Below are 13,383 nucleotides of genomic sequence, written 5' to 3'. Positions count from 1 at the left end.
GTGCTTTGATGCCGGCGCGAATAATCCCCGGCTGCTTTGAGACCATTCGGCTAGCGTGGTGCCATGCATCTGATCTCCGTGAACCTCGGCCGCGCGACGGCCGTCGACCACACCGACGCCCCGGACGGACTGACCGGTCACGGCAAGATCCCCGCGCCTGGCCCCGTACGGGTCTTCGCGCCGGGCCCCAAGGGCGTCGGTGCGAGCGGTGTAGAAGGGGACGACGTCTGCCACCTGCGCCATCACGGCGGGGACCACCAGGCCGTGTACGCCTACGCCCGCGAGGACCTGGACTGGTGGGAGCGCGAGCTCGGCCGCGAACTGCCCGGCGGGATCTTCGGCGAGAACTTCACCACCTCCGGCCTCGACGTGAACGGCGCGCTGCTCGGCGAGCGCTGGCGGGTCGGCCCCGACCTCGTCCTGGAGGTGGCCTCGGCGCGCATCCCGTGCCGGACCTTCCAGGGGATGCTCGGTGAGAAGGCCTGGGTCAAGCGGTTCACCCAGGAGGCCCGGCCGGGGGCCTACTTGCGGGTCGTCCAGGAGGGCGCGGTCTCCCCCGGCGACACCGTCGAGGTCGTGCACCGTCCGGAGCACGAGGTGACGGTGGAGTTCTGGTTCCGCGCCTTCACCACCGAGCGGGACCTGCTGCCGCGCACCCTGGCGGCGGGTGACGCGCTGGAGCCGGAGGCTCGGGACAGGGCGCTGGCCCACGTGGAGAAGTACGGGAAGCGGGACGACTAGGTTGCGCCTATGACGACTGCGTTGATTACGGGATCCACGGCGGGCATCGGCGCCGCCTTCGCCCGGCGGCTCGCCGCCCAGGGGCACAACCTCGTCCTGGTGGCGCGGGACACCAAGCGCCTCGGGGAGCAGGCCACCGAACTGCACGACCGGCACGGGATCGAGGCCGAGGTGCTGGCCGCCGACCTCTCCACCGAGGAGGGCATCACGGCGGTCGAGGAGCGCCTCGCCGACCGCAAGCACCCGGTGGACCTGCTGGTGAACAACGCGGGCTTCGGCAACAAGGGCCGCTACCTCGAAGTTTCCATGGCCGACGAGCTGACCATGCTGAAGGTCCACATCGAGGCCGTGCTGCGGCTGACCTCGGCGGCCGTGGAGCCGATGCGCTCGCGCGGGCGCGGCGGCGTGATCAACGTGGCCTCGGTGGCGGCCTTCCTGCCGCGCGGCACGTACGGGGCGAGCAAGGCCTGGGTCGTGCAGTTCACCCAGGGCGCGGCCAAGGACCTGACCGGCTCCGGCGTACGGCTGATGGCGCTGTGCCCGGGCTTCGTGCGCACCGAGTTCCACGAGCGGGCCGGCATGGGCACGGACAACATCCCCGGCTGGATGTGGCTCGACGCCGACAAGCTGGTGGCCGCGGCGCTGGCCGATCTGGCGCGGGGCAGGACGGTGTCGATCCCGGACCCGCGGTACAAGGCGCTGATGGGCGTGGTGAAGCTGACCCCGCGGGGGCTGCTGGGCGGGATGTCCTCGCGTACGGGGCGCAAGTACGGGCCCCAGTGACCTGTGCGTAAACACGGCATATGGGTGAAATCTCCCTAGACTGGATGTGTCCCATCCAGCGCGGGAGGCGACGCGATGACATTCGTACAAGTGATCGACTACGAGACCAAGCGCTTCGACGAGATGAACAGTCTCATCGACCGCTATGCCGAGCAGACCGCCGGCAAGCGCACGGTCACCCACACCCTCATCGGCAGGGACCGCGACTCCAGGACGCACTACGTGGACCTCGTCGAATTCCCCTCGTACGAAGAGGCCATGAGGAACTCTCAGCTCCCGGAAACCGACCGGATGTTCCAGGAGATGGTGGCACTGTGCGAGGGCATGCCGAAGTTCATGAACCTCGACGTGGTCCGTGACGAGTACCTCAACAAGCTCGTCGTCAACCGCTTCCTCGAGGAGGTCGTGGGCAAGGGCAACTTCGACGTCATCGAGGAGTGCGTCGCCGCCGACTACGTCACCCACGACATCATGGAGAGCGCCGGCGAGGGCAACGGCCGCGAGGGCATCCGCAAGACCGTCGGCATGTGGCGGGGCTCCTTCGACATGACCTTCGACATGACGCGGCAGATCGCCGAAGGCGACTGCGTCACCACCCTGTGGGACTGGAAGGGCACGCACAAGGGCGAGTTCATGGGGGTCGCGCCGACCGGCAGGGAATTCACCATGTCGGGCTCTACGACCTGCCGGATCGAGAACGGCCAGATCGCCGAGGACTGGTGGTATTACGACGCCCCGGGCCTGATGCGCCAGATGGGCATGATGCCCGGCTAGCAGACGGGAAAGCCCCGGTCACCACCGCTTGGCAGCGGTGGTGACCGGGGCTTTGCCGTACTTACTGCTTACCGCTTACTGACGAGGTCAGTGGCTGTGGCCGTGGCCACCGTGGCCGTGACCGGCGTCGCCCTCGTCGTCGGCCGGCTTCTCGACGACCAGGGTCTCGGTCGTGAGCAGCAGCGACGCGATGGAAGCGGCGTTCTCCAGGGCGGAGCGGGTGACCTTGACCGGGTCGATGACGCCGGCCTTGACCAGGTCGCCGTACTCGCCGGTGGCGGCGTTGAAGCCCTGGCCCTTCTCGAGCTCGGCGACCTTCGAGGTGATGACGTAGCCCTCGAGGCCGGCGTTCTCGGCGATCCAGCGCAGCGGCTCGACGGCGGCGCGGCGCACGACCGCGACACCGGTGGCCTCGTCGCCCGTCAGGCCGAGGTTGCCCTCGAGCACCTTCACGGCGTGGACGAGAGCGGAGCCACCGCCGGAGACGATGCCCTCCTCGACCGCGGCGCGGGTCGCCGAGATGGCGTCCTCGAGACGGTGCTTCTTCTCCTTGAGCTCCACCTCGGTGGCGGCGCCGACCTTGATGACGCAGACGCCACCGGCGAGCTTCGCCAGGCGCTCCTGCAGCTTCTCGCGGTCCCAGTCCGAGTCGGTGGACTCGATCTCGGCCTTGATCTGGTTGACGCGGCCGAGGACCTCGTCGGAGGAGCCGCCACCGTCGACGATGGTGGTGCTGTCCTTGGAGATCGTGACGCGGCGGGCGGAGCCCAGTACGTCCAGACCGGCCTGGTCGAGCTTGAGGCCGACCTCCTCGGCGATGACGGTGGCACCGGTGAGGGTGGCCATGTCCTGCAGCATCGCCTTGCGGCGGTCACCGAAGCCGGGCGCCTTGACGGCGACGGCGTTGAAGGTGCCACGGATCTTGTTGACGACGAGGGTGGAGAGCGCCTCGCCCTCGACGTCCTCGGCGATGATCAGGAGCGGCTTGGAGGCGCCGGCCTGGATGACCTTCTCGAGCAGCGGCAGGAGGTCCTGGATGGAGGAGATCTTGCCCTGGTTGATCAGGATGTACGGGTCATCGAGGATGGCCTCCATACGCTCCTGGTCGGAGACCATGTACGGGGACAGGTAGCCCTTGTCGAAGGCCATGCCCTCGGTGAACTCGAGCTCCAGGCCGAAGGCGTTGGACTCCTCGACGGTGATGACACCGTCCTTGCCGACCTTGTCCATCGCCTCGGCGATGAGGTCACCGACCTGCTGGTCCTGCGCGGAGAGCGCGGCCACGGCGGCGATGTCGGACTTGTCCTCGATCGGACGGGCGGTGGCGAGGAGCTCGTCGGAGACGGCCTTGACCGCGGCGTCGATGCCCTTCTTCAGGGCGGCCGGGGAAGCACCCGCGGCGACGTTGCGCAGACCCTCGCGGACCAGCGCCTGCGCCAGGACGGTGGCGGTGGTGGTGCCGTCACCCGCGACGTCGTTGGTCTTGGTCGCGACCTCCTTGACGAGCTGCGCGCCAAGGTTCTCGTACGGGTCGTCGAGCTCGACCTCACGCGCGATGGTGACACCGTCGTTCGTGATGGTGGGAGCGCCGAACTTCTTGTCGATGACGACGTTGCGGCCCTTGGGGCCGATCGTCACCTTGACGGTGTCGGCAAGCTTGTTGACGCCACGCTCAAGGGCGCGACGGGCGTCCTCGTCAAACTTGAGAATCTTCGGCATGGGAGCGGTTCAGCCCTCTCGTTGCTATCCCCGGCCGCTCACCGCGACCGCCTGTCTAGAACGAGCTACGCCCCTCGCCGCCCGGCATCAGCAGGGGTGACCAGGGGCGTAGCTCAAAGCAAAACTGGAGAAGTGATTACTTCTCGACGATCGCGAGCACGTCGCGGGCCGAGAGGACGAGGTACTCCTCGCCGTTGTACTTCACTTCGGTGCCGCCGTACTTGGAGTACAGGACGACGTCGCCGACGGTGACGTCCAGCGGGAGACGCTGGCCGTCCTCGAAGCGACCCGGGCCCACCGCGAGGACGACGCCCTCCTGGGGCTTCTCCTTCGCGGTGTCCGGGATGACCAGGCCAGAGGCCGTGGTCTGCTCGGCGTCGAGCGGCTGGACCACAATGCGGTCCTCGAGCGGCTTGATGGCAACCTTGGAGCTGGTGGTCGTCACGATCTGACCTTCCGCTTCGGAGATCCGGAGTTAACTGTCTGGGTGGCGACCTTGTCGATCCGTCGTCGCGGGTGCCGGATCAACCTGTCGCAGTGTTGGCACTCACCGGGGGCGAGTGCCAGACGCGAGACTATTCCGGGGATTAGCACTCGGTCAAGCGGAGTGCCAGAACGCGCCGCTGGTTTCGCAGCGGGGACCGCCTGCGCGGCGGTGCCGCCGGGGACCAGTCCCCGGACCCCTGCGCCTCAAACGCCGGCGGGGCTGGGGTTGGCCTGCGCGCGGGTTGGCTGCGGTGGGGGGCCGGTGCCGGGGGCGGGGTGGGGTGTTGGCCTGGACTGCATGATTTAGGCGCCTTGTCCCCGACTTCGATAGTTGTGGCTTCTTTGCGCGCCACAAATCACGCTTTACGTCCCGGCCAACACCCCACCCCGCCCCCGTCCCCGGCCCTGGCCCCGCAGCCCCCGACCCCGGCCGGGGGAGACAGTTCAGTCCCGGCCGGGGGGGGCATTCGGTCCCGGCCGGGGGACATTTGGCCCCGGCCGGGGTTGGTCTTTTCAGCCGTCCGGCGTTTGAGGACCGGGGTCTGGGGCGGAGCCCCAGGTCTTTTCAGCCCGTCCGGCGTTTGAGGACTGGGTCCGGGCTGGCCCGGGGAACGGTGGAAGGGCGGGTAGGGGACTTCGCCCCGCAGGGCCCACCCGCACCCGCCCACCGGGCCCCGCGCCGGGACGGCGGCGGCGGCCCCGCCGGGGCACCGCCGGCCGGAGGCTGGCGTAGCGGCGCGAAGCCCGGGAGGCCCGCCAGGGCCGAGCGGTGCGAGCGGCCGCATCGAGGAGGTGTGCGGCCGCGTCGAGAAGGGTTGGCGCCCGGTATGTGACGCTTGGGGCATGCGGATCCTGGTCGTCGAAGACGAAGTCAGCCTCGCCGATTCACTGCGGCGCGGCCTCTCCGCCGACGGCCACTGGGTCGACCTCGCCCACGACGGCCACCGCGGCCTGGACCTGGCGCTCACCGGAGGCCCGTACGACGTCGTCCTCCTCGACCTGATGCTCCCCGGCCTCTCGGGCTACGAGATCTGCACCCGGATGCGGTCCCACGGCGTAGCCACCCCCGTGCTGATGCTGACCGCCAAGGACGGCGAGTACGACGAGGCCGAGGGCCTGGACTCGGGTGCGGACGACTACCTGACGAAACCGTTCTCCTTCGTCGTCCTCGCCGCCCGCCTCCGCGCGCTCACCCGCCGCACCGCCACCGCCGCCGCCTCCGCCCGGACCCGCGTCCTCCAGGCCGGCGACCTCGTCCTCGACGCCCAGGGCCGCCGCTGCCGGAGGGGCACGCACGAGATCGAGCTGACCGCCCGTGAGCTCGGCGTCCTGGGCTGCCTGATGGAGCAGCCCGGCCGGGCCGTCCCCAAGCAGGACATCCTCGACGAGGTCTGGGACACCCCGCGCGGCATCGACCCGAACATCGTCGAGGTCTACGTCTCCTCGCTCCGCCGGAAGATCGACGCCCCGTTCGGGCGCCGCTCGATCCTCACTGTGCACGGCACCGGCTACCGGATGGCCCCCGACGGTGGCTGAGGCCGCACCCCGCCGGCCCCGCCGGCCCCGCCGCCTCGGCAGTCTCCGCGCCCGCGGCGCCGCGGCCGCCGCCCTCGCGATGGCCGCCGTCCTGGCCGCCGGCGGGCTGTGGCTCTACACCCTGCTGCGCGCCAACCTCATCGAGAACACCACCGGCCGCACCGAGCTGGCCGCCCGCAAGGTGGCCGCCCAGTACGACACCGGGAGCCTTCCGCCCGCCGGGCGGCTGCCCGTGCCCGAGGGCGGGGTCGACCTGGTCCTCGTACGGAACGCGGCCGGGACGGTCGTGGCCACCAGCGGGGACCTGAAGGACACCCCGGAGCTGACGGAGCTGCGCCCCGCGCCCGGCCAGGACGTGCGGTCGGCCGTGCTGCCGCCCGCGCGCCCCGGCGCACAGCGGCGCGTGGTGGTCGCCGTGGACGCGCCCGGCCCGCCGGGGGCGCACGACCCGCACACCGTCTACGCCGCGACCGTGCTCGGCGACGTCGACGACGCCAACCGGGCCGTCGCGCTCGGGCTGCTGGCCGGCGCGCCCCCGCTGATCCTCTTCTCTGCGGCCCTGGCCTGGTGGGTGACGGGCCACGCGCTGCGCCCGGTCACCGCGATCCGCACCGGGCTGGCGGCGGTCACCGGGAGCGAGCTGGACCGGCGGGTCCCGGACCCGGGCGGCGCCGACGAGATCGCGCAGCTGGCCCGGACCGTCAACGACACCCTCGACCGCCTCGAGCGCAGCGACGCCCGGCAGCGGCAGTTCACCGCCGACGCCTCGCACGAGCTGCGCAACCCCCTCGCGGCCGTCCGGTCCCGGCTGGAGGTGGCGCTGCGGGACCCCGACCGGGAGTCGGTGGCGGCCGCACTGGCCGATACCGAGCGGCTGCAGGGCATCGCCGCCGACCTGCTCCTGCTGGCCCGGCTGGACGGTGGGCCGGCGCCGCGCACCGAGCCGGTGGACCTCGCGCTGCTGGCCGCCGAGGACGCGGCGCGGCGCCCCGGGCCCCGGGTTCCGCTCCGGCTGGACGCGCGGGGTCCCGTACCGGCCGCCGGGGATCCGGAGCGGCTGGAGCGGGCGCTGGCGAACCTGGTGGACAACGCCTTGCGGTACGCCCGTACCGGGGTCGTGGTGCGGGCCTCGGCCGAGGACGGCTGGGCCCTGCTGGAGGTCACGGACGACGGGCCGGGCATCCCGGAGGCCGACCGGGACCGGGTCTTCGAGCGGTTCGTACGGCTGGACGCGGACCGGGGCCGGGCCAGTGGCGGCACCGGTCTGGGGCTGGCCATCGCCCGGGAGATCGCCCGGGCGCACGGCGGTGACGTACGCGCGCTCCCGGCGCCCGCCGGGGGCGCCCGCATGGTGCTGCGCGTGCCGGGGCGCGCGGCTTCCTGAAGGCCGTTTCAGGAGCCTCAGGATTCCTTCAGCCGCGCTCCCGCAGCATCGGCAAGATGAGTGCCCACCGCAGGAAGCCCAAGGAACCCCGGACCCAGGCCCCCGCACCCCACGGCCGCGGGCGCTCCCGCCGCGCCCGCCTCACCCGCACCCTGCTGGCGGCCGGCTGCGCCCTGGTGGTGCTCGCGGGGGCGACCGCCTGGTACCTGTACGACGACCTCGCCTCCAGCATCGGCAGCTCCAAGGCCCTGGACGGCGCCGAGAAGTCGAAGCACGGCGATGTGAACATCCTGCTGATGGGCCTGGACAGCCGCCGGGACCAGAACGGCGAGGACCTCCCGCCGGCGATCCTCGAGAAACTGCACGCCGGCGCGAGCTCCGAGGTCGGCGGCTACAACACCAACACCCTGATCCTGCTGCACGTCCCGGGTGACGGGAGCAAGGCGAAGGCCTTCTCGGTGCCGCGCGACGACTTCGTCGACCTGCACGGGGTGCCCGGGTTCACCGGCAAGGCCAAGATCAAGGAGGCGTACGGGCGGGCGAAGGCGAAGGTCGAGGAGCAGCTGTCCGCCCAGGGGGTCAAGGACCGGCGGCAGCTGGAGCGCGAGGGGCGCGAGGCGGGCCGCAAGGCGGAGATCGAGACGGTGCGCACCTTCCTGGGCGTGCCGATCGACCACTTCGCCGAGCTGAACCTGGCCGGTTTCTATCACCTGGCCGACGCGCTGGGCGGCGTACCGGTGTGTCTGAACCACGCGGTGAAGGACAAGAACTCCGGAGCCGACTTCTCGGCGGGGCGGCACACGCTCAACGGTCAGGAGTCGCTGGCCTTCGTCCGCCAGCGGATGGGTCTGACCATGGGCGACCTGGACCGGACGAAGCGGCAGCAGGCGTTCCTGGCGGGGGCCACCTACAAGCTGAACCAGGCCGGGACCTTCACCGATCCGGTGAAGCTGATGAAGCTGATCGACTCGGCGAAGCAGGACGTGGTGACCGACCGGGGATGGGACCTGCTGTCGTTCGTGGAGCAGGCGAAGAACCTGTCCGGGGGCGCCGTGGAGTTTGTGACCCTTCCCATCGAACGCTTCGACCGGAACCATGGAGCCGAGATAAACGTCGTAGACGATATGAAGATAAAGCGGTTCATAGCCGAGCGGATCGGGCCCGGGGCCACTGCGAGCCCGAGCGCGCCTGGCACCGCTCCCTCCTCCTCACCGGGCACCGCGCCCGCCCCGCAGGGCTCCGCGGGCACCACGGGCCCCGCCAAGAGCCCCACGCCGGTACCGTCCCGAAGCAGCAGCGGAACCCCCGCCATCGATGGCGGCGGCGTCCCGTGCGTGGACTGAAGCCCCTGACCACGGCGGGGGTGCGCCGCCGCACGGAAGCACTGCTCCTGGTCCTCGTCGTCGCGGTGACCATTTCCGGCCACATCGCCGCCGGTCTCGCGATGAACGACGAGCTGCCGGCGGGCCTCACCGGCTTCGTGATCAGCATGACGCTGCTCGCACTGGTGGGGCACCTGGCCATCCGCCGGTTCGCGGCGTACGCGGATCCGCTGATCTTCCCGCTGGCCCTGCTGCTGACCGGGCTGGGGCTGGTGCTGCTGCACCGCCTCGACCAGGGGTACCTGGAGCGGTACAATTCCCCGCCGAACGCTCCCGGCCAGCTGATGTGGACGGTGATCGGCGTCGCGGCCTGCATCACGGTGCTCGGACTGCTGCGCGACCACCGGCTGCTCCAGCGGTTCATCTACATCACGATGGCCGTGGCCCTGGTGGCGCTGATCGCGCCCGCCTTCTTCGGCGCGGACACCTACGGGGCGAAGCGCTGGATCAAATTCGCCGGGCTCTCGGTCCAGCCCGGCGAGTTCGTGAAGATCATGATCGCGGTGTTCTTCGCGGGCTACCTGGTGATCCACCGCGACGCACTGGCCCTGTCGGGCCGCAAGTTCCTGGGCATGCGGCTGCCGCCGATGCGCCAGCTCGGCCCGCTCATCACGGTGTGGATCATCTCGCTGATGGTGCTGGTCTTCGAGCGCGACCTCGGCACCTCGCTGCTCTTCTTCGGCGTCTTCGTGGTCATGCTCTACGTGGCCACTGAACGCACGAGCTGGATCGTCTGCGGCCTGGTCCTCGCTTCGGCGGGAGCCTTCGTCGTGGGCACGACGGAACCGCACGTCAAGGCCCGTGTGGCCGCCTGGCTGAACCCGCTGTCGTACTACTGGAAGGACCGGCCGCCGGGCGTCGTCTCGGACCAGTCGGCGCAGGCGCTGTTCAGCTTCGGCACGGGCGGCATCACCGGCACGGGCCTCGGCATGGGCCATCCCGAACTGATCGGGTTCGCCGGCCGCAGCGACTTCATCCTGACGACGGTGGGCGAGGAGCTCGGCCTGGCCGGGGTCATGGCCGTCCTGATCCTCTACGCGCTCCTCGTGCAGCGCGGGCTGCGCATGGCGCTGGGCGCCCGCGACCCCTTCGGCAAGCTGCTGGCGGTGGGCCTGTCGTCCGCCCTGGCCCTGCAAGTCTTCATCGTGGCGGGCGGCGTCTCGGGGCTGATCCCGCTGACGGGCAAGGCCCTGCCCTTCCTGGCGGCGGGCGGCTCGTCCCTCCTGGCCAACTGGATCATGATCGCCCTGCTACTGCGCATCTCCGACAGCACGGAGCGACAACGCGAGGCGGACGCCAGGGGCCCGGCGGAGACGACGATCACGCCGGTGATGGCGGCGGCGGGCCCCGAGGCGTAGCCCTGCCCGAGGCGTAGCCCTGGACGGCCTAGAGGTAGTCCTCCAGCCGCCCTATCCGGTACCCCTGCTCCTGTATCCGCTGGAGCATCCGGGTCGCCATCTGGATCTCCGTCGCGCCCTTGAGCTCCGACGGGCCGCGGAAGTGGGCCAGGACGATGTCACCCGGTTTGAGGGCGGAGCCCTCGGCGTACTGGAAGTTGTTGATCTGCATCGACACGCGCCACAGCAGGAGCTGCGATATCCCGCACTCGTGCGCGGCCCGGAGGGTGTCGTCGTTGTAGTTCCCGTACGGCGGGCGGAAGCGGGTCGGCTTCGTGCCGAAACGCTTCTCCAGGCGTTCCTGCTGCCCGCATATCTCCTTCTTCTGCGCCTCGAAGGACAGGGTGCGCAGATTCGGGTGCGTCAGGGTGTGGTTGTTTATCGTGCTGCCGGAGCCGTTGTCGCGGAGCTTCTCGAAGTGGCCGTAGTCCGACGAGGCGATGTTGTCCGTCAGGAACATGCTGATCGGCAGCTTCAGATCGGCGGCCATCTTCAGGAACTCGGGGTTCTTCTCCGCGCCGTCGTCGAACGTCAGGAAGACGACCTTGTCGTCCGCCGGGACGGGTATTCGGTCGATGACCTGGACCCGCCCCGCCTTGACCGGCGGGATCTGGGGTTTGACGGCGGGCTTGGGCGCGTACCGGAGGGGGCCGGCGAGGCCCCACTTCTTGTACGCCTCGTCCGCCGGGGCCGCCGGTCCCTCGCCCGTGGCGGAGGGGGAGGCCGCCCCCGAGGGCGACGGGGTCGCCCTCGCCTCCGTGGTCTTGCGCCCCATCCTCTCGGTGGGGTCCACGCTGTCCCCGCACCCCGTCAGGGACAGCGCGAGCGCGCCGGCCGCCAGCGTCCCGGCTACGAACCGGCGCGCGTACTTCACAAGTAATCCTCCAGGCGAGCCACGGCGTACCCCTTGTCCGTGACGGTCTTCATGACGTGACGGATCATGTCAGTCATGCTGCCCTTCCAGTCTTCCTTGCCCCGGAAGTGGGTCAGGATGATGTCACCAGGGTGCAGGTCCTTGTCCCACTCCCGCCAGTCCATCCGGTTGGGGAAGGCCTCCTCGTTCCACAGCGGAACGGCCTTGATCCCGCAGGACTTGGCCGCGCGCAGCGTGTCCTCGTTGTAGTTCCCGTACGGCGGGCGGAAGAGCGTGGGGCGCTTGCCGAACGTCTTTTCGATTGTGTCCTGCTGACCGCAGATCTCCTGGCGCTGCTTCTCGTACGAGAGCGCCGGCATGTAGCGGTGGTTGAGCGTGTGATTGTTCAGCGTGACGCCCGCCGCCTGCATCTCCTTGAAGTACGGGTAGTTGTCCCGGACCAGGTAGTCGCTCAGGAAGGCGGTGTACGGGAGCTTCAGCTCCTGCATCATCTTCAGGAACTCGGGGTCCTTCTCGGCCCCGTCGTCGATCGTCAGGAAGACGACCTTCTCCTCCGTGGGGACGGTGGTGAAGACCGGGGGCAGCTCGTCCTGGCCCTCGACCTCGAAGCCGTCGCGGGTGGTGATCTCCGGCTTCTCCTTGGGCGCCTGCGGAGCGACGAGCGGCGGCTTCTTCAGCCCCCACTTCTTCGCGGCGACGATCCGCGCCTGCTGGAGGGCCTTCAGCCTCTCGGCGTAGGTGCCGAGCGCGCCCGCCGCTCCGGCCTTCTCGGCGCCCGCGGCGGCTTTGGCCTTCGCGGCCTTGTCCGGCGTTTCGGATCCGCCGGCCCCGCAACCCGTGCCGAGTGCGGCGAGGAGCAGTGCGGCCGTCGCGGCCATACCCAACCGGCCGCGCGAGACTGCCGCGATCCGGTGACCGTGTAGCGTCTTATGTTCCTTTTGTCGGACTAGCTGCATAGTTCGGGATCTTTACACCCTCCAGCCACGCGCCCCGGGCGACACCGCGAGGGGAATCCGACCTTCCTCCGAGTGGCCCACGGTGGCCGACAATGGACCCGTGACCCCCGAAGACTTCGCCGCGCTCCTCGCCCCCGAGGGCCACGCCCTCCTCGACTCGCTCCGCGACTACGACCCCGCCCAGGAGCTCGCCGTCGCCACCCGGCTGCGCCGCGAACACCCCGCCGCACTGGTCTCCGCGGCCCTCGGACAGGCCCGGCTGCGCCAGCGCGCGGTGGCGAAGTTCGGGGCCGAGGACGCCCACCGGATGTACTTCACCCCCGGCGGCGGGGAGATGGCCACCCGCGCCTCGGTGGCCTCGTACCGCGCCGAGCGGCTCGCCGCCCTGGGCGTACGGAGCCTCGCGGACCTCTGCTGCGGGATCGGCGGCGACGCGCTGGCCCTGGCCCGGCTCGGCATCCGTGTCCTGGCGGTGGACCACGACCCGCTGACCGTCGCCGTGGCGCGCGCCAATGCCGGGGCGCTCGGCCTGGCGGACCTGATCGAGGTCCGGGAGGCGAACGTGACGGAGGTCGACACCGCGGGCTACGACGCGGTCTTCATCGACCCGGCCCGCCGGGGCGGGCGCGGCAGGATCTTCGACCCGGAGTCCTACTCCCCTCCCCTGTCCTGGGCGATCGCCACCGCCCGGGCCGCGAAGGTCGCCGCCATCAAGATCGCCCCCGGGATCCCGCACGAGGCGGTGCCCGCCGAGGCCCAGGCCGAGTGGATCTCCGACCAGGGCGACGTGAAGGAGGCCGTCCTGTGGTTCGGGACGGCCCCCGGCGAGATCCGCGCCACCCTGCTGCCCGGCCCGCGCGCGCTGGCCACCGCCGATCCGCTGCCCGACCCCGAGGCCGGCCCCGTCGGGCGCTACCTCTACGAGCCCGACGGCGCCGTGATCCGCGCCCACCTCGTCGCCGAGGTCGCCGAGCGGCTGGGCGGCCGGCTGATCGACCCCACCATCGCGTACATCACCGCCGACGAGCTGCGCGAGACCCCGTACGCGACCTCGTACGAGATCACGGACGTGCTGCCGTTCGGGCTGAAGAAGCTCAAGGCGCTGCTGCGCGAGCGCGGGGTCGGCATCCTCACGGTGAAGAAGCGCGGCTCCGCGATCGAGCCCGAGGAACTCCGCAGGAAGGTGAAGCCGCAGGGCCCGAACTCCGCCACGGTCTTCCTGACCCGCGTCGCCGGCGCCCCCTCGATGCTGATCGGCTCACCGACAACGCGTCCCTGACGCCCCGCCCCCTGACAACCCGTCCCCCAGGCCCCACCCCTGACGCCCCGTCCGCCGGGATCCGGACGGCCG

The 13,383-nt window shown here is 70.7% G+C and carries 12 protein-coding genes; 8 read left to right on the top strand and 4 right to left on the bottom strand.

Annotation, left to right across the window (positions count from 1 at the left end; translation table 11 throughout):
- The first annotated feature begins 63 nt into the window (after positions 1 to 63).
- From OG435_RS27670 to OG435_RS27660, 3 genes are all read left to right on the top strand, one after another.
- Positions 64 to 741, top strand: coding sequence for an MOSC domain-containing protein (locus OG435_RS27670; protein WP_266880653.1), 678 nt, complete (start codon positions 64 to 66; stop codon positions 739 to 741).
- A 9-nt stretch (positions 742 to 750) separates the two neighbouring features.
- Positions 751 to 1,524, top strand: a complete 774-nt coding sequence (locus tag OG435_RS27665; RefSeq protein WP_266880652.1) for an SDR family NAD(P)-dependent oxidoreductase — start codon at positions 751 to 753, stop codon at positions 1,522 to 1,524.
- A 75-nt stretch (positions 1,525 to 1,599) separates the two neighbouring features.
- Entirely contained in the window at positions 1,600 to 2,298 is a 699-nt protein-coding gene (locus OG435_RS27660; protein WP_266880651.1) for an ester cyclase, read from the top strand.
- Positions 2,299 to 2,385: 87 nt separating this feature from the next.
- Here OG435_RS27660 and groL read toward each other — a convergent pair whose 3' ends face one another.
- Positions 2,386 to 4,017, bottom strand: a complete 1,632-nt coding sequence (gene groL, locus OG435_RS27655) for a chaperonin GroEL (protein ID WP_266880650.1) — start codon at positions 4,015 to 4,017, stop codon at positions 2,386 to 2,388.
- A 136-nt stretch (positions 4,018 to 4,153) separates the two neighbouring features.
- The gene (gene groES, locus OG435_RS27650) at positions 4,154 to 4,462 is read right to left on the bottom strand and encodes a co-chaperone GroES (RefSeq protein WP_008739621.1); all 309 of its coding nucleotides are present in this window, start codon (positions 4,460 to 4,462) and stop codon (positions 4,154 to 4,156) included.
- 884 nt (positions 4,463 to 5,346) lie between these two features.
- On the opposite strand from groES, the gene OG435_RS27645 reads away from it, so the two are divergent.
- From OG435_RS27645 to OG435_RS27630, 4 genes are read left to right on the top strand one after another with little or no spacing between them, the layout of a single operon-like run.
- On the top strand, positions 5,347 to 6,039 hold the full coding sequence (locus tag OG435_RS27645; RefSeq protein WP_266880649.1) for a response regulator transcription factor: 693 nt from the start codon (positions 5,347 to 5,349) through the stop codon (positions 6,037 to 6,039).
- The gene (locus tag OG435_RS27640; RefSeq protein ID WP_266880648.1) at positions 6,032 to 7,423 is read left to right on the top strand and encodes a sensor histidine kinase; all 1,392 of its coding nucleotides are present in this window, start codon (positions 6,032 to 6,034) and stop codon (positions 7,421 to 7,423) included. Before OG435_RS27645 ends, OG435_RS27640 begins: the two co-directional genes overlap by 8 nt.
- Before the next feature lie 56 nt (positions 7,424 to 7,479).
- On the top strand, positions 7,480 to 8,766 hold the full coding sequence (locus OG435_RS27635; RefSeq protein WP_266880647.1) for an LCP family protein: 1,287 nt from the start codon (positions 7,480 to 7,482) through the stop codon (positions 8,764 to 8,766).
- The gene (locus OG435_RS27630) at positions 8,754 to 10,163 is read left to right on the top strand and encodes an FtsW/RodA/SpoVE family cell cycle protein (protein ID WP_266880646.1); all 1,410 of its coding nucleotides are present in this window, start codon (positions 8,754 to 8,756) and stop codon (positions 10,161 to 10,163) included. Before OG435_RS27635 ends, OG435_RS27630 begins: the two co-directional genes overlap by 13 nt.
- Before the next feature lie 28 nt (positions 10,164 to 10,191).
- Here OG435_RS27630 and OG435_RS27625 read toward each other — a convergent pair whose 3' ends face one another.
- Complete coding sequence (locus OG435_RS27625) at positions 10,192 to 11,076, bottom strand: polysaccharide deacetylase family protein (RefSeq protein ID WP_266880645.1); 885 nt, start codon at positions 11,074 to 11,076, stop codon at positions 10,192 to 10,194.
- Positions 11,073 to 12,032: a polysaccharide deacetylase family protein gene (locus tag OG435_RS27620; protein ID WP_430625695.1), complete on the bottom strand. Its 960-nt coding sequence runs from the start codon at positions 12,030 to 12,032 to the stop codon at positions 11,073 to 11,075. Before OG435_RS27620 ends, OG435_RS27625 begins: the two co-directional genes overlap by 4 nt.
- 100 nt (positions 12,033 to 12,132) lie before the next feature.
- Here OG435_RS27620 and OG435_RS27615 point away from each other — a divergent pair, with 100 nt between their 5' ends.
- Positions 12,133 to 13,311 (top strand): THUMP-like domain-containing protein, encoded by a 1,179-nt coding sequence (locus OG435_RS27615; RefSeq protein WP_266880643.1) that lies wholly within the window; start codon positions 12,133 to 12,135, stop codon positions 13,309 to 13,311.
- Positions 13,312 to 13,383: the final 72 nt, after the last annotated feature.

The sequence above is a fragment of the Streptomyces sp. NBC_01264 genome, assembly GCF_026340675.1.
GTDB lineage: Bacteria > Actinomycetota > Actinomycetes > Streptomycetales > Streptomycetaceae > Streptomyces.
Note: the sequence above shows the minus strand (reverse complement) of the source record. Positions and strands in the feature narration are given on the sequence as shown.

Coding starts and splice junctions, on each gene's coding strand:
- OG435_RS27660 (WP_266880651.1), top strand. CDS start 1,600: ATGACATTCGTACAAGTGATCGACTACGAGACCAAGCGCTTCGACGAG.
- groL (WP_266880650.1), bottom strand. CDS start 4,017: ATGCCGAAGATTCTCAAGTTTGACGAGGACGCCCGTCGCGCCCTTGAG.
- OG435_RS27635 (WP_266880647.1), top strand. CDS start 7,480: ATGAGTGCCCACCGCAGGAAGCCCAAGGAACCCCGGACCCAGGCCCCC.
- OG435_RS27645 (WP_266880649.1), top strand. CDS start 5,347: ATGCGGATCCTGGTCGTCGAAGACGAAGTCAGCCTCGCCGATTCACTG.
- OG435_RS27665 (WP_266880652.1), top strand. CDS start 751: ATGACGACTGCGTTGATTACGGGATCCACGGCGGGCATCGGCGCCGCC.
- OG435_RS27620 (WP_430625695.1), bottom strand. CDS start 12,032: ATGCAGCTAGTCCGACAAAAGGAACATAAGACGCTACACGGTCACCGG.
- OG435_RS27670 (WP_266880653.1), top strand. CDS start 64: ATGCATCTGATCTCCGTGAACCTCGGCCGCGCGACGGCCGTCGACCAC.